The organism is Paramesorhizobium endophyticum (assembly GCF_014640615.1).
GTDB classification, from domain to species: Bacteria; Pseudomonadota; Alphaproteobacteria; order Rhizobiales; family Rhizobiaceae; genus Paramesorhizobium; species Paramesorhizobium endophyticum.
Window position 1 is genome coordinate 1 of sequence record NZ_BMHH01000014.1, and the last position, 17449, is coordinate 17449.

Consider the following 17449-nt stretch of genomic DNA (forward strand, 5'->3'; position numbering starts at 1 on the left):
TGGCTGCGCTGCCCATCGGCACAAAATCAGCCGCCGCGTAGAATTGAGATTCTTCACGGTCGACGAACTTCTCGAACAGAATGGTGGCCAAGAGGTTCGGTCCGGCCCATCCGCGCGGCGTGGCATGAAACGGCGCCGGCGGCTGCGAGATCGTCTCGCAATCGCGGCGGGTGAACTTCTCGCGCACCGTCTGGATCACCTTCCACCGGCGCGGGATCACCTCCAGCGTCTCGGTGATATCTTCACCCATCTTGCTTATGCGGGCCGAACCGCAGCAGCCGCAGGCCACTGGCGCCTCGACGCCGGGGTCGAGCGTCGCCGGGATCGTCACCCGGCGGCCATTGGCAAGCGCGATCTCGATATGCATGTCGACGCCTGAGGCAGCGGGGCCGGCATGCAAGCTTCGACCGCCTCGGACGAAACCGAAACCGGCACGAAGCCTTGCTGCGCCGCGGCGACAAAGATGCCGCTCCGGTATTCCTTGCGCCAGCGCGTCAGTAGCGACCGCGACAGCCCGTAACGCCGCGCCGTCGCGCAGCCCTGATGGAAGCCTTGCAGACTTTCCTCGACGATCCGGATCTTCTCTTCATCCGTCCAATCCCGCCGGCGGCCTTCGCCACCAGACGGAAGAACATCAATAGCGGTAACAACGCGAGACCATGTCATAAGGCATGACCTTAAGCCATGCTCTACAAATTGAGCCAGACGGCCCCCAGCGGAGGCATACGATGCAAAGCACCGTCCTTCTTCCCTTGTGGGAGAAGGTGGCCGCGCGACAGCGCGGACGGATGAGGGGTTGGCCCTCCGTTTAAAAGTGAAATCCACTAGAAACTCAACCCATGACGGGCTTCAAGCAAGGAGACCGTCATCTCGATCTCCTGCCGGCGTTTTTCGTCGGTCCAGCCCAGAGCGGCTCCGGTTATTGCTGCAATTTCTTCCAAACCGGATCGCGATAAAAGCCCTTCGATTGCCATCGTTGTCCGGCGCATCGCGATATCGGGGAGATGGGTGATCATCTCCGATCGCGCAATCCAGTCGATCTCGCCCTTGGTGTAGCCGGGGACATGCTCAAGCGACGCTTCGCCTTTGAAATTCCGGATGTGAGCCAGAACGCGCTCGGTCGTCGTTCCATAGCGCGCCAGCAGCCGGTCGACGAATTCCGCACTTAATCCGCTGGTGTTACTCTGTGTCTCGATCCAGTTCTTTCGGCTTGTTTCATCTGTCGGGAATGCGCGTCCGCCTCCAATCGGTTGCATCTGCGTGCTTTGGCGGCGCGGCGCGTCGAGCTGTTTGAGGAGCGTATCGGCGACTTCTTCCGCAAATCCGCGAAAGGTCGTCCATTTGCCGCCAACGAGGGAGACGATGGAAAAAGGCCGCTCTACCGTTGGAGGGAGAATGGGAGCGGAATGATCCCGGCTGATTAGCCCGGGCTGGGTGGCATCGGATGCCGGCAGGGGGCGGATGCCGCTATAGGTATAGACGATCTGACTGCGATCAAAATGCATGCGCGGCAGCAGCGATTTCAAGCTTGCGAGGAAATAATCGACTTCGTTTTCCTCGCATTTGATGTCGTCTGGATCATTCGCCTTGATATCGGTGGAGCCGACGAGGGCGAGGCCCAGATATTCGTAAACTAGGCAGATGCGGCCATCGTCTGCTTCGAAATAGATCATCCTTCCTTTCAGGCTCTCGGCCAGATCGGGATGCCTGAGGAGGATATGCGAGCCCTTCGTCCCGCCAATCAGCTTTGTCGGCTCGCCAAGGCTGGCGTTGATCCTGTCGATCCAGGGGCCACCGGCATTGACGACGATCTTTGGCCGGGCGGTAAAGCGGCGGCCCTGATCGTCCTTGAAGGTGAGCACGCCGCCATCGCGGCTTTCGAGTTCGGTATAGTTCCGGGCGTGGGACTCGGGGCTTGCTTGCAGCCCGTCGCTAATGAGTTCCCAGACCAGCCGCTCGGGCCGGGTGATCCTGGCGTCATAATAGATACCGCCTGCAACGATGCGCGGTGTTATTTCCGGCATCTCCTTGAGCGCGGCCTTGCGGAACAGGAACCGATGCTTCGGCATGACACGGTGGCGCGCGCCGTAGACATCATAGAGCCAGAGGCCGACCTTTATGAGGAGCGCGCCACGGCTGCGGGGCGCGGTGGTCGATCCGGCGAGGGTGCGCAGTGCCGCGAGCGCGCCCTTGGCATAGGAGAAAGATGGGAGGAACGTCGGAAGAGGCTCTACACAATGGGGCGCATTGCGCAGGAGCAGGTTACGTTCGAGTGTCGATTGGGCAACGAGCCCCAGCTCGCCGGTTTCGATATATTTGATCCCGCCATGGATCAGCCGGGACGGCGCGGCGCTGGTTCCGGAGCCGAAATCCGCTTTGTCGACAACAAGGCATTTGACGCCTTGCAGGCAGAGCTCCCGGAAAAGACCGGCGCCATTGATGCCGGCACCGATGATCACCACGTCATAATCGCCGGAGAAATCGGCGTCCGCGCTTTGCGCAATCTGATCGGTCATGATTTCATTCCATAGGCGGCAGGCGACGCCAGCTTCTGAAGCTTCGGCCAGACAGGCTTCATCGCTTCCGTCAGTTCAAGAAACACCTGGTATTTCGCTTCAAAAGCTGCGCGGCGCTCCGGGTCGGGTTGGTAAACCGTTTCGATTTCGCTGATATCCCGGGGATCGTCCGTAGGCGTGGCATAAACGCCGATGCCCGCGCCGGCGCACAGCGCCGCACCCCAAGCCGCTGCCTCCTCGGTTTTCGTAGCCGCGACCGGCATTCCCAGCACATCGGCAAAAAGACCGGCAACCCTAGGATTTCTGGAAATGCCACCGGTCAGCCGGGCCGTTTTGGGCGAGAAACCATCGCGCAATGCATCGACATGAATCCGGTGATTGAAGGCGATGCCCTCGATGATGGCCCTGACGATATCGCCTCGATCATGCCACGCGCTGAGGCCGAAGAGCCCGGCGCTCGACGCGCCCGCGAATGGCGAGCCGAACAGGTAGGGATGGAAGATGACGCTGGACGCTTTGTCCGCCAAGGCTGCGAGTTCCTGTGCCATCAGCGCATGGATGCTTTCGCCAGCCTCTTCGGCGGCCTTTGCCTCCTGCGCGCAGAGCCGCTCGATGAACCAGTCATAATTGGCGGTGGAGGCCGGGGATATGGACATATTGTTCCACTCACCGGGCAAAATCCCGTTCCGGCAGAACCAGCGGGCATCGATTTCAGGCTTGTTCGAAACCGTCTCGTTGATCGAATATGTTCCGGCGACAACAGCCACTACGCCTTCGCCGTAACCACCGATACCCAGGGCGGAAGCGGTGACGTCATGCAGTCCCGCGACGACCGGAGTGCCCGCGATGAGCCCTGTCTCCTGCGCCGTCGAAGCCGTCACGTGACCGACGACGTCCACCGACGATGCGATAGGAGGGCGTTTGTCCCACAACGCTTCCAGGCCGAAGAGCCCAAAGGCTGCCTCGCTATAGTCCTGCGACCGGACATCGGTGAAAGAGGTGCTCGCTTCGGTGCGGTCGGTGCCGATGGTTCCGCAAAGGCGATAGCGTAGCCAGTCCTTGGCCGCCATGAAATGGGCTATGCCTGCAAAACGGTCCGGCTCATTGTCCTTGATCCAGCGAATGATCGCCGAAGGGGCGGAAGCATGGGGGCGTTGTCCGGTCAGGGAAAGGGAATAGCCGGCGACGCCGCCGCTATTCCACCGGTCCGCGACATCGACAGCCCTGGTATCCAGCGACAGGATTGCCGGCCCGAGCGGCTGGCTTTCCCGGTCGAGAAGATAGATGCCGTCGCCATGGGCGGTTGCGGCGATTGCAATGATGTCGTCTGCGGGCCGTCCCATCGCGTCCACCGCTTCCCGGATCGCTTCGGCTGTCGCCCTCCACATGAGCTCCATGTCGCGCTCCACATGGCGCGGCCGGGGAATGATCTGCGGAATGCGGCGGCGGGCAACCGAGAGGACGCGCCCGTCAATATCGAAAATGACCGCCTTGGTGACCGTCAAGCCGCTGTCTATGCCGAGAATGCTCGCCATTCTATCTTCCTGTGTTTTGGAACCGGGCATCCGTCGGCTTATGCGCCGACTATCGGGTCAGTCCGGCTGCTTGCCGCCCGCGACGACCACATTGATCCCCTTCGAGCGCATCCGGGACAGATGCTCGATAGGCGTGTCCTCGTCGACGATGACGGCGTCAAACTCCTCGAGCGCGGCAAACCGGTGCAGCGCGCGGCGTTCGAACTTGGTGTGATCGGCAAGCAGGATCCGCTTCGCCGCGGACTCGAACATGGCCCGCTTCGTCTCGATGGTTTCCGGAGATTGGTGAAAGGCGATATCGTCGATGATCGCCGCCAGAGACAGGAAAACCGTGTCCGCGCGCAGGCGGCGAACTTCGTTGATGGTGATATGACCCATGAAGGCATTGCACCAATTATAGAACTGTCCGCCGAGACTGATCAGGTTGAGGTCACGGATACCCTTGAGTTCGTTGATAAGGATCAGCGAATTCGTGATGACCGTAAGAGGAACCTTTGAAGGCAGCAAAGCCGTCATCTGCTGGACGGTGGTGGAATCATCGAGGATTAATGCCTGCCCGGTCTCGACAAACCGCACCGCGGTCTGCGCAATCGATTTTTTCTCGTTGGCCTGCCGGGTGGCGCGGTAGAGATCGCTCGATTCGATGAGGCTGGTAGGGGTGGCCGTGACGATGCCGCGGGTTTTGCGGATGATGCCGCGGCTCACCAGGTCATCGACATCGCGATGGGCTGTCATGAGGCTGACGCCGAAGCGCTCAGTCAGGTCTTCTATTCGGATCGACCCTTCGGCAATTACCGTCTCGGCAATCAGCTGACGCCGGGTCAACTGCCTTGCATGCCTGCTGTCGCTTGGCATTTCGTCCGACAGCATTTCTTTGACGTCGACTTGCTCTTTCACGATCGCCCTCTCCACGAAAATCTGCCTGTCGGGCTTCGTAACCGGTATCTCGCAGCGGCGCAAAGGTCTCAATCGCCAATCCGGCAACCAGGAGGCGCAGGATTACGCCTCCTGGTTACCCGCATTATTTGCTCATAACGAACGGAGCGGTGTACTTGTCGACATTATCCTTGGTGATCAGGATGCAATCGAACAGCTGCTTTTCGCGGTCCACACCGGTTTTGCCGGTCTTGAGGAAGTTGTCCGCCTGCTTGACGGCGGCTTCCGAGAACACCGCCACGGGCTGAAGCACGGTATACTGAAGTTCTCCGGCCTTGATCGCCGCGACGGCGTCGGGCGAACCGTCAAACCCGCCGACCTTGACCTGGTTGAGCTTGCCGGCTTCCTTCAGCGCGGCGATTGCACCGAGAGCCATTTCGTCATTGCCGCTGATCACTCCGATGATGTCGGGGTGCGCCTGCAGCATGGACTGCATCTTGTCGTGCCCCTGGGTGCGGTCCCAGTTCGCCACTTCCTTGGCAACCTTCTCGAGGTCGGGATATTGCGTCAGTATGCTCTCGTAGCCGTTCGAGCGGGTGGCCGCATTATTGTCGGAGGGGCTGCCGAAGAGTTCGGCATATTTGCCCTTCTCGCCTACGACTTCCACCCACTTCTGTGCGCCGAGCGCCGCGCCCTGCGCATTATTCGACACGAGTTGCGCCTTGGCGAGGCCTTCCTGGTTGATTTCTGCATTGACCAGGAAAACCGGAATACCGGCTGCTACCGCCTTTTTGACCGCGCCGATCGAGCCATCGGCGTTGGCCGGGTCAAGAATGATCGCGGCGGACTTGTTAGTGATCGCCGTATCGATCAGGTTGCTTTCCGTGTTTGTGTCGCCTTTGTGTGCGCTGACGACGGCCTTGTAGCCGAGCTTTTCGGCCGTTGCCTTGGCGACCTGGCCTTCCGTGTACCAGTACGGGTTGGACGGATCATTGACGATGATCGTCATCAGCCCATCAGCCCAGGCTGCGCTGGTGAGCAATGGGACGGCGGCGATTGCCGCCAGAAGTATGCGCTTGCCTTTGTTGAACATAGTCTCACTCCCTTTCAATGAGTTGAGGTTGCGCCGGTTTCCGGCATTGTTCCCCGCGATCAGTCCCTTAAGTCGCCTCCTTGCCTCCCGCGGAAGAGCTTGGGTTCGCCGCCACATGATCAGCGGCGGCCGTATTTGATGCTGTTGAGAAGCACGGCCATGACGATCACTGCGCCGGTGAAGACGGTCTGCCAATAGGCGGAGACGCCGATGATCACGAGGCCGTCGGAGAGAAAGCCGATCACGAACGCGCCGAGCATGGTGCCGATGACAGTGCCGCGCCCGCCCGTAAGAGCCGCGCCGCCAATCACGACCGCCGCAATGGCCGTCAGCTCATATGTCGTGCCGGCTGTCGGGCCCGCCGAGGTGAGCTGCGACGACAACACGAGACCGGCGACCGCCGCGCAGATGCCCGAAAGCATATAGACGGCGATTTTTACACGCTTGACGGGCACGCCGGAGAGTTCGGCCGCGCGCTCATTGCCGCCCGAAGAATACAGCCAGCGGCCGAAGGCGGTGCGGGAGAGAAGAATGCCGCACGCGATGGCGAAAATCGCAAGCACCAGCACGCCGATGGGGACGCCGGCAAGGCGATTGAAGCCGAGCCAGTCGAAACCGGTATTGCCAAGTTCCGGGCGCCCGCTCAGATTGTTGTAGGTAAGGCCGTTGGTCATCAGCAGTGCAATACCGCGGGCGACATAGAGGACCCCGAGCGTCGCGACGAATGCGGGAACGCGCAAATAGGCGATGAGCACGCCATTGACCGCGCCGACAACAGCGCCGAGCAGGCAGGTCAGAATTACGACCACCCAGACCGGCGGATAGAGGATGACGCCGAAATGGGGCAGGGTGACGCCCTGCATGAGAAACCCGGCCACGACACCGGCTAACCCCAGGGTGGAGCCGACCGACAGGTCAATGCCGCCATTGAGGATGACCAGCAGCATCCCGATCGCCAACAGCCCGAAAATGGCGACATGGGATGCCATAATCAGGAAATTGTTGACGGTGAAGTAGTTCGGCGACATCGACGAGAAGACGACAATGATGGCGATCAGCGCGAAGAAGGCGCGGCCTTCGAACAGCAGCTCTACCAGACTCTTCTTGCGCTTACCCTTCGCACTGGGTTTGCTTGTTTCCACGGAAGTGGTGACCGACATTTCCGGCGCTCCTTCACTGGCGCTTGTTTTTACGCATGTCTTTATCCCAAAACCGATTCCCACTTTTGGGAGACATGCTTTAGTGCGTGACTACAGCCTCACCCGAGGCAGCCATGATTTGTTCTTTGGTGACGTTCGGGCCGAACTCGGCTGAAATGCGCCCGCGGCGCATGACGACGATGCGATGAGCGATGCTCAGGCATTCGCCGACTTCGGATGTCGTGTAGATGACGGCAAGTCCTTGCCTGGCGCGCTCGGCGAGCAGCTTGAAGACTTCGGCCTTGGCCCCAATGTCGATGCCGCGGCTGGGTTCGTCGAGCAAAATCACCTCCGGATCGGTCGCGAGCATCTTGCCGATGACGACCTTTTGCTGGTTGCCGCCCGACAGCGAGCCGATGGCAGCAGCGCCGCCGTCGGTCTTGATGTGGACCCGCTGGATAGCATCGCTGACAAGCTGCGCTTCCCTGGCAAAGGAGGTGAAGAAAGCGCGCGTTATCGCCCCGATGCTTGCAAGCGAAAGATTGCGGCCAACGGTCATCGTCTGGACAAGCCCGTCGCGCTGCCTGTCTTCGGGCACCAGAACGAGGCCGTCCCGAATGCATTGCGCAATGGATTGCCCTGTTACGTCCCGTCCCTTGAGGATCACTTTCCCGGATGAAGGGGGAAGCCGGCCCGCGACAGCTTCGAGCAACTCCGTCCGTCCGGCGCCCATCAGGCCATAGATGCAGACGATCTCGCCTTCACGGACAGACAGGCTCAAATCGTCAACGAGATTATACTCCGCCCCGGTAGGATCAGGCACCGTCAACCCATCGATGGATAGGGCGACATCGCCGATGGTATAGCCGGTGGGAGGAGAGCCGAGATTGAAATTCTCGCCGACCATATGGCGCACGATCCATTCCAAATCAATGTCCTTGCGCTCCGCATAGGCGGTCATCGTCCCGTCGCGCAGCACCACGGCATGATTGGTTATCTGCAGCGCCTCCTCGAGATGATGCGAGATGTAGACGATCGCCACGCCTTTGCTCGTGAGGTCGCGGATGACCTTGAACAGCACTTCGACTTCAGAGGCGCTGAGCGCCGAGGTCGGCTCGTCCATGATAAGGATGCGCGAGTTGACGGAGAGCGCCCGCGCGATTTCGACGATCTGCTGCTGCCCGAGACGCAGTTCTTCGACCGGCGTGAGCGGATCTATGTCCTCCTCAAGCTCGGCCATCAGCGCGCGGGCCTGGCGCTCTTCTTCCGCGAAATCCACGCCCGTTGCCGTCCGGATCTCGCGTCCCATGAAGATGTTGTCGCGCACATTCATGTTCGGCGCGAGACTAAGCTCCTGATGGATAATGGAAATGCCCCGTTCCCGCGCATCCGTGGAAGAGGAAAAGGTGACAGGCTGCCCATCGAGCACGATCTCGCCCGATGTTGGTTTGACGACGCCGGAAAGGATTTTCATCAGCGTGGATTTGCCCGCGCCGTTCTCGCCGAAAAGCGTGGTTACCTGACCACTGCGAATCTCGAAGTTCACGCCTTTCAGCGCGTGGATATTGCCATAGGATTTCGCGATGTTGCGCGCGGCGAGCACGACCTCGCCCGCCTGTCCGGGGGGTTGGTTGCCGCTCATTTTACCTCAAGCCTCACCGGAGTAACGATCCAGTTCTTGGGATTGACCAGCTTGAAGACCCCCACCACGGAGATCGTCTTGCCGGAAAGGGCATTGGGATCGATGTTTGCGAGAACGGTCTTCTTGACCTGGTTGTTGATGGCCGTGCCGGCGTCCTGATACTCGATCTGGTTGGTGAACTGATCGAAATGAATTTCGCCGGTCGAATCCCTCAAATCCGTTCCCGTCAGGGCCGGGCCGGTCTGCACGCGCACGGTGATCTCCGGCGGCAGGCCTTCAATCGCGACGGTGCTGAAGTTGGATTTGCGTTCGCCCGCAACGCCGGTGAACGACACGGGAAGCACCGGGCCGGTGGAGGTCGCCACGCCGTATTTCTGGCCGGCTGCCTGCTTGTCCGACTGGATTGCCTTTGCCAGCTCGACGGCATCGACAGCGCGCTTCTCGACGCTTTCCTGGATTTTCGGGAATTCCTGCGCGCCGAAAGCTTCCGGAGAGAATTTCTGCTCACGCACGTCATGCTGGGAGCCGATCACGACGACTTTGGTGTTGAAGGCCATGGCGCCCACCAAGGCAATAGCGGCTACGCCTAATATCCACATATGCCGTTTCGACGGTTTGGCGGTATTTCGTCTGGTGCGTTCGGTCATGGGTGTGCCTCGGCAATTCCCCGAAGGGAGCGCTGGTGTCTGTCTGGTGTCAAGGATTGGAGCGTCGGTTTTCCGTGGCGGCGTGAGCATGAACTAGCAGCGGTTCCAACCAGAAAAGCCGATTACGGGCTTCCGCCTCATGGCGGTAAATTGTGTTTGCCACGATTTCCTCCCATCGAAATGCCCGGTGGAGGTCTCCCTACTCCGCCCGGCCCAGCGCTCTCCACGATCACTGCGTTATGGTCGTGTTAATTAATGCAATTGGTATGTTAAGTTTATGGGCGCTGTCAACGGGTCATGTTTCACATTGTGGGTGAAACGATTCCGATCTTATCGGAGCTTCACGCCGCAATCCGTCCTCAATCCTTCTTTATCCGGCGTGCTGTGCATCTTCTGAAAGCACAAAATAATTGGGCGCGGCAAGACATGGTCTCTAGATAAGTCTCTGATATATTTGCACAAATAGCACGAGCGTGCACGGGCGGCCCCGCGCGGCAGGATATTTTCGGTTTGTCGTTGCACGCGCAGGCTTTGTCCGGCAACGAGGACTCCGGCTATCGGCGAGAGTGAGCGTCTCGGATTATTGTATATGAAAAAAAATTCTTGTAGAGAAAAAAAATACAAAGCCTATGTTATGTTTGTGGTATATATGCCTTAAGTGGTCATTGTCGGCTTTGCAGCGTGGTTCGTATTCCGGGCGGAGTGGATGCCTGAAGCGCCTTTGTGCGGCTGTGCAGGGAGGAGTGAGATGGATTTGATCGGTTTAGCGCCTCCGTCGGGCGCAAATGTGATGCACCGCGAGGCTGGTCATGGCTGAAACGCAGGATCTCATCATCGGGATCGATGCAGGCACTTCGGTCATGAAGGCGGTTGCCTTCACGCTTGCCGGGCAGCAGATCGCGTCCGCAACCGTCCGTAACACCTATAGCGCCAAAGCCGATGGCTCGGTGACGCAGTCGCTTTCCAGCACATGGGCGGATTGTGTGAAGGCGCTGCGCGGCCTTTCCGAGAAAGTCGAACATCTTTCCCAAAGGGTGGCGGTCATTGCCGTCACCGGACAGGGGGACGGCACCTGGCTGGTGGGCAAGGACAATCGGCCTGTTGCCGATGCGTGGTTATGGCTCGATGCGCGCGCTGCGCCGACAGTGGTGCGCCTTTCGGCGCTTGAAGCCGATCGTGCCCGCTTCGAGGCGACGGGAACCGGCCTCAATACATGCCAGCAGGGCAGCCAGATGGCGCATATGGACCGCCATAATCCGGAATTGCTCGATCATGCCGAAGCCGCCATGCATTGCAAGGACTGGCTTTATCTCAACCTGACGGGCGTACGGGCGACCGATCCGTCCGAAGTGAGCTTCACCTTCGGCAATTTCAGAACCCGTAATTATGATCCGGTGGTTCTCGAAGCTCTCGGTCTCAGCCATCGGCGCAATCTCTTGCCCGATGTTCTGGAGGGAACGCAGACGACCCATCCGCTGAGCGCCGAAGCTGCGTCGGCCTGCGGCCTGGCGGCGGGTACGCCCGTATGTCTTGGCTATGTGGATATGGTGATGACGGCGCTTGGTGCCGGGGTGCGAAGCGGTGGCCAAAATGCCGCCTGTTCCGCCATCGGCTCCACCGGAGTCCACTTGCGCGCCAAGGCGGTTGCCGATGTCACCCTGAACCAGGAGAAGACGGGCTATGTGATCGCCTTGCCGATCCCCGGCATCGTGACGCAGGTGCAGACGAATATGGGCGCAACCATCAATCTCGACTGGTTGCTGCAGGTGGGCGCAGACCTGTTGGCGGATTTCGGGATCGAGGTGACGCTGGAGAATCTCATCGCTCGGGTGGATCATTGGTTCGCCTCGAGTAACCCGGGCGACATCGTCTATCATCCTTATATATCCGAGGCGGGCGAGCGCGGCCCCTTCGTCAATGCTGAGGCTCGCGCCAATTTCAGCGGGCTCTCCAGCCGGCATCGCTATCCCGATCTGGTTCGCGCTGTGATTGAAGGACTGGGGATGGCGACCCGCGACTGTTACGCGGCAATGGGCACCTTGCCGCCGGAAATCCGCATCAGCGGGGGCGCAGCCCGCTCCAACGCCCTGCGCCAAACGCTTGCCGCCGCTCTCGATGCGCCCGTGCGCGTCAGTTCGCGGGAGGAGGCCGGCGCTGCGGGCGCGGCCATGATGGGGGCGGTCGCCATTGGCGCCTACCGGAACATGGACGATTGCATCGCCGATTGGGTGGCGCCGTATCTGGGAAAGGCGGAGACCGCAGACAAGGCGGCCACAGAGCGGATGCAGCGGCTCTTCGCGGCCTACCAGACCATTCGAATGGGCGTGACCCCTGCCTGGAGCATCCTGGCGGGCCATTGAAGTTAACCGAGTGTGCAATATGCGGCGCGAAGTGATCGTGTCTACGGCGCGCCGAGGGAGTTGGCAGGAATGACGGAACCCGAAACATACGACCTCTTCGTGATCGGTGGAGGCATCAATGGTGCCGGCATTGCCCGGGATGCCGCAGGGCGCGGATTGTCGGTCCTCATGTGCGAGAAGGACGATCTTGCCGAAGGCACCTCTTCACGTTCCGGCAAGCTCGTCCATGGCGGATTGAGATATCTCGAATATTATGAATTCCGCCTCGTCCGCGAAGCGCTAATCGAGCGGGAAGTGCTGCTGAACTCCGCCAGCCACATCATCTGGCCGATGCGCTTCGTCTTGCCCCACAGCCCGAATGACCGCCCGGCATGGCTGGTCCGTCTCGGCCTTTTCCTTTACGACCATCTGGGCGGACGCAAGAAGCTGCCCGGCACCCGCACCATCGACCTGCGCCGCGATCCCGAGGGCGCCGCGATAGAGGATCAATATACCAAGGCGTTCGAATATTCCGACTGCTGGGTGGATGATGCCCGCCTCGTTATCCTCAACGCCATGGATGCCGCCGGAAAAGGCGCGAAGATATTGACGCGCACGGCGTGCGCCAGCATTCGCCGCGAAAAGGGAATGTGGATTGCGCAGCTTCGCGACATCAATAGCGGCGCTGTCACCAGCATTCGCGCCCGCGCCGTCGTCAACGCCGCCGGTCCCTGGGTCAACGATGTGATCGGCAGGATCGCCGGCGCCAACAGCCGCCGTTCGGTACGCCTCGTCAAGGGAAGCCATATCATCGTGCCGAAGTTCTGGAGCGGGCAGAATGCCTATCTGGTTCAGAACAGCGACAAGCGTGTGATCTTCATCAATCCTTACGAGGGCGACAAGGCCCTGATCGGCACCACCGACATCCCCTATGAAGGGGCACCTGAAACGGTCGCTGCCGACGAGGCGGAAATCGATTATCTGATCAAGGTGGTTAATCGCTATTTCAAGGAGAAGCTGCGCCGGTCCGATGTGATCGAAAGCTTCTCCGGCGTGCGCCCGCTTTTCGACGATGGCCAGGGCAATCCTTCAGCCGTCACCCGGGACTATGTCTTCGATCTCGACGAGACGGATGGCGCGCCGCTACTCAACGTGTTCGGCGGTAAGATCACGACATTCCGCAAGCTCTCCGAGCATGCTTTGCAAAAATTGGAGAAATATTTCCCGAAAATGGGAGGGGACTGGACAGCCAAGGCCACACTGCCGGGCGGCGATATCCCCAACGCCGATTACGTAGCGTTCTTCGAGACCTTGCGTGCGGATTATCCGTGGATGCCGCGCCATCTCATCGATCATTATGGCCGGCTTTATGGAACGCGGTTGCGTGAAATCATCGGCCATGCGGCCTCGCTGGATGGGCTTGGGCGTCATTTCGGCGGCAATCTCTATGAGGCGGAGGTTCGTTATCTGGTTAAAAAGGAATGGGCACAGACCGCTGAGGATGTGGTGTGGCGGCGGACCAAGGAGAGCCTGCGCATGACGCCGCAGCAGAAGGCTGATTTTGCCGCGTGGTTCCGGTCGGAATTGGCGAACGCCGCGTGACTTCATCCCGAATTTATCGAGATCCAGATATGCCCCTCACTCTGTCGCTGAACACAAATCCGCTCGTCAACCGCTTCGCTGACCCAGACGATCTTATCGATACGGTCGCGCAGCAGTTGAAGATCAGGGACTTGCAGCTGACCCACGAATTCATCAATCCGAGCTGGCACGCACCGGTAATCAGCCGGCTAATCCGCCAGATGAGGGGAGCCTTGCAGCGCACGGGTGTCCGCATCACCTCAGGCATGACGGGTCCCTATGGCCGCCTCAATCATTTCGGCCACCCGGACCGGGATGTGCGCTGCTATTATGTCGACTGGTTCAAGACATTTTCCGATATCACAGGGGAACTTGGCGGCACGTCCGTCGGCACGCAGTTCGCCATTTTCACCTATCGCGATTACGACGATCCCGCTCGCCGGGAAGAGCTCATCGACATAGCAATCGATTGCTGGGCTGAAGTTGCCGAGCATGCCCGTGCGGCGGGCCTCTCCTATGTGTTCTGGGAGCCGATGAGCATCGGGCGTGAGTTCGGTGAGACGATCGAGGCCTGCATGGCGTTGCAGGATCGAATCGCCGCGGCGAAAATGGCTATCCCCATGTGGATGATGGCCGATATCGACCATGGCGACGTCACCTCCGATAATCCTGATGATTACGATCCCTATGCATGGGCGCGCGCGGTGCCGCCTGTCTCGCCGATCATCCACATCAAGCAGAGCCTTATGGATAAGGGTGGGCACCGTCCGTTCACCGCGGAGTTCAACGCCAAAGGTCGGATACAGCCCGAACCGCTGCTTGAAGCTTTTCGCCAGGGCGGTGCGGCGGATAATGAAATCTGCCTTGAATTGTCCTTCAAGGAACGGGAGCCGAACGACCGGCTGGTCATTCCGCAGATTGCCGAAAGCATTGCATTCTGGGCGCCGTATATCGACACCGGCGCATCGGAGCTTAATATCGGCTGAAGCCCTATGGGGCGGGAGTCGCGGAGACAGTAGCATTCGTCATGTCGGATTATGAAAACTCGCTGGCTGTAAGGGCTGCCTGGCTGCATTATGTCGGCGGGTTGACGCAAGCTGCCGTGGCGAAAAGGCTCGGCATTCCATCCGTGAAGGCCCACCGGCTGATTGCGCGCGCTGTTGCCGAAGGCGTGGTCAAGGTGAGCATTGACGGCGAGATTGCCGAATGCGCCGATCTGGAAACGAGACTGTGTCAGCGTTTCGGCCTCGATTACTGCGAGGTCGCGCCTGACATTGACGGAGACGATGGCCTCGCTCTCACAACGCTCAGCCATGCCGGCAGCCGTTTCCTGAGGCAGGAGATCGAAATGGGAGAGAGCAAGGTCATCGGTTTCGGCCATGGCCGGACCCTTTCCGCTGCGGTAAGCCAGATGCCGCGCATATCGGCCAGCGGCAAGACGTTCGTCTCCCTCTTGGGTGGCCTCACCCGCAACTACGCCGCCAATCCGCACGATGTCATGCATCGGCTGGCTGAGAAGACCGGGACGCAGGCCTATGTCATGCCCGTGCCCTTCTTCGCCAATTCCGAGGAGGACAGGGACGTCTTCCTTGCCCAGCGGGGGGTGCGGGAGATTTTTCAGCTGGCAAGCAGCGCCGATCTCAAGATCGTCGGTATCGGTACCGTGGATGCCGACGCGCATCTCTTCAAGTCCGGGATGCTGGAAAAGCAGGAGATTGAGGAAATTGCCGCTCTAGGCGGTGTCGGCGAACTGTTGGGGCATTTTTTCGACAACAGAGGCCGGATCCTGCAGACCTCCGTCACGGCTCGCACATTGGCGGCGCCGCTCCCCGATACCGGCAAAGACCGGCTCGTGGCGATTGCGGGCGGATCCATGAAGATTGCCGCGATCAACGCTGTTCTACATAGCAACAAGCTTCACGGTCTTATCACGGATGAGGCGACGGCCACGGCGCTGCTCGGATAAGGCAATCGAAATCACAAAAATTATGTGACTTTGTTAAAGTACGGTGTTATTTCTAAAACGAGCGCTCCCACGGTAGAAAGCTGGTTAATGAAACGCGAAGAACGCAGGCAGGAAATCATAAACCTTCTGGTTGAAAACCGGGCGGTCGACCTTGATAACCTGGCCGAGCGCTTTGCGGTATCGAAAATGACCATTCACCGGGATCTCGACGATCTCGAATCTGCGGGCGTCCTTCGCAAGATTCGTGGCGGCGCGACCATCGATGCCGGTACGCAATTCGAAAGCGATTTCCGCATCCGGCAGATGCAGGAGGCCGAAGTCAAGCAGGCGATCGTCCGTGTCGCGGTCGATCTCGTGGAGCCGGGGATGACTGTCATCGTCAATGATGGGTCGATGGCCGCGGTCTTCGGTGAACTGCTTCTGGAAAAACGCCCGCTGACCATCATGACGAACAATGCGGCGATCATGGAAAGGGTCAAGGGCGAAAGCGGCATCCGCTTGATTGCCCTCGGCGGCGTCTATTCGCCGAAGTTCAATGCTTATCTCGGAATTATGACGGAAGAATCCCTGTCACGGCTGCGCGCGGACATTGCCTTCGTGTCCACGCCGGCGGCGTCGGGCCGGTTTGCCTATCACATGGATGAAGATGTCGTGCGGACGAAGCGTGCGATGATGAAATCCAGCCGGCAGACCTGCCTGCTCATCAACAGCAGGCGTTTTGGCCACACGGCGCTGCATGTGCTGGGCGAGCTTTCCGAATTCAACACAATCATATCGGACAAGCCGCTGCCGGAAGATATTTCCGCTGAGCTTGTCCGTGCCGGTACGACAATCAAGATCGCGAGACGGGAGGAAGACAATTGAGCCAGGAACGGCGCTATTGGGTCGGCACCAGCTGGAAGATGAACAAGACGCTGGCGGAGGCCTTGGCTTTTGCGGCGGGCTTGAAGGAGGCCGACGCTAATCGGCACCCCCGGATACAGCAATTTGTCATCCCGCCTTTCACCGCGGTGCGGCAGGTAAAGGAGGCCTTGGGCGATACATCCGTCAAGGTCGGCGCGCAGAATATGCACTGGGCGGACCAGGGCGCGTGGACCGGCGAGATTTCTCCCCTCATGCTGAGGGATTGCGGCCTCGATATCGTCGAACTCGGCCATTCCGAACGCCGCGAATATTTTGGCGAAACCGACGAGACGGTTGGACTGAAAACGGAAGCCGCCGTCCGCCACGGCCTGATACCGCTGATCTGCATCGGCGAGACCCTTGACGACCGGGAAAGCGGCAGGGCCTCGGAGGTGCTGGCCCGGCAGGTGAGGGGGGCTTTGTCGCGTCTGGCAGGCGAGCAGAAGCAGGCGGAAGTTCTTCTTGCCTATGAGCCGGTCTGGGCCATCGGCGAAAAGGGCATCCCGGCCACCGCCGATTATGCCGATGCCCGCCATGCGGAGATTGCCGCTTTTGCCGAGGAGATCATGAGGCGGAAGATTCCCTGCCTCTATGGCGGCTCGGTTAACCCCGAGAATTGTCAGGAACTCATCTCTTGCCCGCATATCGACGGGCTCTTCATCGGCCGCTCGGCCTGGCAAGTCGAAGGCTATCTCGACATCCTGGCGCGCTGCGCCGCAACCATCTGAGGAGACGCAAATGAAACTTGCAATTGCCGGAGACAGCGCAGGCGAGGGACTCGCCAAGATTCTCGCCGATTACCTTAGGGATCGCCATGAGGTCGCGGAAATTTCCCGTACCTCGCAAGGTCCTGATACCTACTACGCCAATCTCTCGGACCGGGTGGCATCCGCCGTTCTGGCGGGAGAATATGACCGCGCCATTCTTGTTTGTGGTACCGGCATTGGCGTCTCTATCGCTGCGAACAAAGTCCCGGGCATCCGGGCAGCTCTGACCCATGACACTTATTCCGCCGAGCGAGCGGCCCTGTCCAACAATGCGCAGATCATCACGATGGGCGCCCGGGTGATCGGTCCGGAGCTCGCGAAGGCGATCGCGGATGCCTATCTCGCGCAGACCTTCGACGAGAACGGCCGTTCCGCAGGCAATGTGAACGCCATCAATGAGGTCGATGCCAAGTACAATGCGAAGAAGGGCTGACTGCCCTAGCTA

General features: G+C 59.8%; 15 protein-coding genes and 1 pseudogene. 7 read left to right on the plus strand and 9 right to left on the minus strand.

The features are described 5' to 3' along the window. The 9 genes and pseudogenes from IEX53_RS15905 to IEX53_RS15945 form a co-directional block, all read right to left on the minus strand. Positions 1-301 (minus strand): annotated as a pseudogene (locus IEX53_RS15905) (IS66 family transposase zinc-finger binding domain-containing protein); the annotation flags it as partial. 26 nt (positions 302-327) lie between these two features. Continuing rightward, positions 328-666 carry a transposase gene (locus IEX53_RS15910; RefSeq protein ID WP_188825171.1) on the minus strand — a complete coding sequence of 113 codons (339 nt, stop codon included), beginning with the start codon at positions 664-666 and terminating at the stop codon, positions 328-330. Between the two features lie 158 nt (positions 667-824). Next, positions 825-2516, minus strand: coding sequence for a glycerol-3-phosphate dehydrogenase/oxidase (locus IEX53_RS15915; protein WP_188825172.1), 1692 nt, complete (start codon positions 2514-2516; stop codon positions 825-827). Beyond that, positions 2513-4051 carry an FGGY-family carbohydrate kinase gene (locus IEX53_RS15920; protein WP_188825173.1) on the minus strand — a complete coding sequence of 513 codons (1539 nt, stop codon included), beginning with the start codon at positions 4049-4051 and terminating at the stop codon, positions 2513-2515. Before IEX53_RS15920 ends, IEX53_RS15915 begins: the two co-directional genes overlap by 4 nt. 57 nt (positions 4052-4108) lie before the next feature. Further along, a complete protein-coding gene (locus tag IEX53_RS15925) occupies positions 4109-4906 on the minus strand; it encodes a DeoR/GlpR family DNA-binding transcription regulator (RefSeq protein ID WP_188825271.1) in 798 nt (265 codons plus the stop codon). Between the two features lie 166 nt (positions 4907-5072). Then, positions 5073-6020, minus strand: a complete 948-nt coding sequence (locus IEX53_RS15930) for a D-ribose ABC transporter substrate-binding protein (RefSeq protein ID WP_188825174.1) — start codon at positions 6018-6020, stop codon at positions 5073-5075. A 119-nt stretch (positions 6021-6139) separates the two neighbouring features. Beyond that, complete coding sequence (locus tag IEX53_RS15935; RefSeq protein WP_188825175.1) at positions 6140-7180, minus strand: ABC transporter permease; 1041 nt, start codon at positions 7178-7180, stop codon at positions 6140-6142. 79 nt (positions 7181-7259) lie between these two features. After that, complete coding sequence (locus tag IEX53_RS15940; RefSeq protein WP_188825176.1) at positions 7260-8801, minus strand: sugar ABC transporter ATP-binding protein; 1542 nt, start codon at positions 8799-8801, stop codon at positions 7260-7262. Continuing rightward, on the minus strand, positions 8798-9448 hold the full coding sequence (locus IEX53_RS15945) for a DUF2291 family protein (RefSeq protein ID WP_188825177.1): 651 nt from the start codon (positions 9446-9448) through the stop codon (positions 8798-8800). Before IEX53_RS15945 ends, IEX53_RS15940 begins: the two co-directional genes overlap by 4 nt. Before the next feature lie 809 nt (positions 9449-10257). Between IEX53_RS15945 and IEX53_RS15950 the strand changes: the two genes are divergently transcribed. The 7 genes from IEX53_RS15950 (at position 10258) to derI (ending at position 17437) form a co-directional block, all read left to right on the plus strand. Further along, positions 10258-11808, plus strand: a complete 1551-nt coding sequence (locus IEX53_RS15950; RefSeq protein WP_188825178.1) for an FGGY-family carbohydrate kinase — start codon at positions 10258-10260, stop codon at positions 11806-11808. Positions 11809-11877: 69 nt separating this feature from the next. Continuing rightward, positions 11878-13389 carry a glycerol-3-phosphate dehydrogenase gene (locus tag IEX53_RS15955; protein WP_188825179.1) on the plus strand — a complete coding sequence of 504 codons (1512 nt, stop codon included), beginning with the start codon at positions 11878-11880 and terminating at the stop codon, positions 13387-13389. Between the two features lie 29 nt (positions 13390-13418). Next, positions 13419-14354 (plus strand): sugar phosphate isomerase/epimerase family protein, encoded by a 936-nt coding sequence (locus IEX53_RS15960; RefSeq protein ID WP_188825180.1) that lies wholly within the window; start codon positions 13419-13421, stop codon positions 14352-14354. A 41-nt stretch (positions 14355-14395) separates the two neighbouring features. Continuing rightward, the gene (locus IEX53_RS15965) at positions 14396-15334 is read left to right on the plus strand and encodes a sugar-binding transcriptional regulator (protein WP_188825181.1); all 939 of its coding nucleotides are present in this window, start codon (positions 14396-14398) and stop codon (positions 15332-15334) included. Between the two features lie 87 nt (positions 15335-15421). Next, on the plus strand, positions 15422-16198 hold the full coding sequence (locus IEX53_RS15970; RefSeq protein WP_188825182.1) for a DeoR/GlpR family DNA-binding transcription regulator: 777 nt from the start codon (positions 15422-15424) through the stop codon (positions 16196-16198). Continuing rightward, positions 16195-16965, plus strand: coding sequence for a triose-phosphate isomerase (locus IEX53_RS15975; RefSeq protein WP_188825183.1), 771 nt, complete (start codon positions 16195-16197; stop codon positions 16963-16965). The genes IEX53_RS15970 and IEX53_RS15975 overlap by 4 nt, the downstream gene beginning before the upstream one ends. A gap of 10 nt (positions 16966-16975) precedes the next feature. Continuing rightward, positions 16976-17437: a D-erythrulose-4-phosphate isomerase gene (gene derI / locus IEX53_RS15980; RefSeq protein ID WP_188825184.1), complete on the plus strand. Its 462-nt coding sequence runs from the start codon at positions 16976-16978 to the stop codon at positions 17435-17437. Positions 17438-17449 lie beyond the last annotated feature (12 nt).

Coding starts and splice junctions, on each gene's coding strand:
- IEX53_RS15910 (WP_188825171.1), bottom strand. CDS start 666: ATGACATGGTCTCGCGTTGTTACCGCTATTGATGTTCTTCCGTCTGGT.
- IEX53_RS15915 (WP_188825172.1), bottom strand. CDS start 2,516: ATGACCGATCAGATTGCGCAAAGCGCGGACGCCGATTTCTCCGGCGAT.
- IEX53_RS15920 (WP_188825173.1), bottom strand. CDS start 4,051: ATGGCGAGCATTCTCGGCATAGACAGCGGCTTGACGGTCACCAAGGCG.
- IEX53_RS15925 (WP_188825271.1), bottom strand. CDS start 4,906: ATGCCAAGCGACAGCAGGCATGCAAGGCAGTTGACCCGGCGTCAGCTG.
- IEX53_RS15930 (WP_188825174.1), bottom strand. CDS start 6,020: ATGTTCAACAAAGGCAAGCGCATACTTCTGGCGGCAATCGCCGCCGTC.
- IEX53_RS15935 (WP_188825175.1), bottom strand. CDS start 7,180: ATGTCGGTCACCACTTCCGTGGAAACAAGCAAACCCAGTGCGAAGGGT.
- IEX53_RS15940 (WP_188825176.1), bottom strand. CDS start 8,801: ATGAGCGGCAACCAACCCCCCGGACAGGCGGGCGAGGTCGTGCTCGCC.
- IEX53_RS15945 (WP_188825177.1), bottom strand. CDS start 9,448: ATGACCGAACGCACCAGACGAAATACCGCCAAACCGTCGAAACGGCAT.
- IEX53_RS15950 (WP_188825178.1), top strand. CDS start 10,258: ATGGCTGAAACGCAGGATCTCATCATCGGGATCGATGCAGGCACTTCG.
- IEX53_RS15955 (WP_188825179.1), top strand. CDS start 11,878: ATGACGGAACCCGAAACATACGACCTCTTCGTGATCGGTGGAGGCATC.
- IEX53_RS15960 (WP_188825180.1), top strand. CDS start 13,419: ATGCCCCTCACTCTGTCGCTGAACACAAATCCGCTCGTCAACCGCTTC.
- IEX53_RS15965 (WP_188825181.1), top strand. CDS start 14,396: ATGTCGGATTATGAAAACTCGCTGGCTGTAAGGGCTGCCTGGCTGCAT.
- IEX53_RS15970 (WP_188825182.1), top strand. CDS start 15,422: ATGAAACGCGAAGAACGCAGGCAGGAAATCATAAACCTTCTGGTTGAA.
- derI (WP_188825184.1), top strand. CDS start 16,976: ATGAAACTTGCAATTGCCGGAGACAGCGCAGGCGAGGGACTCGCCAAG.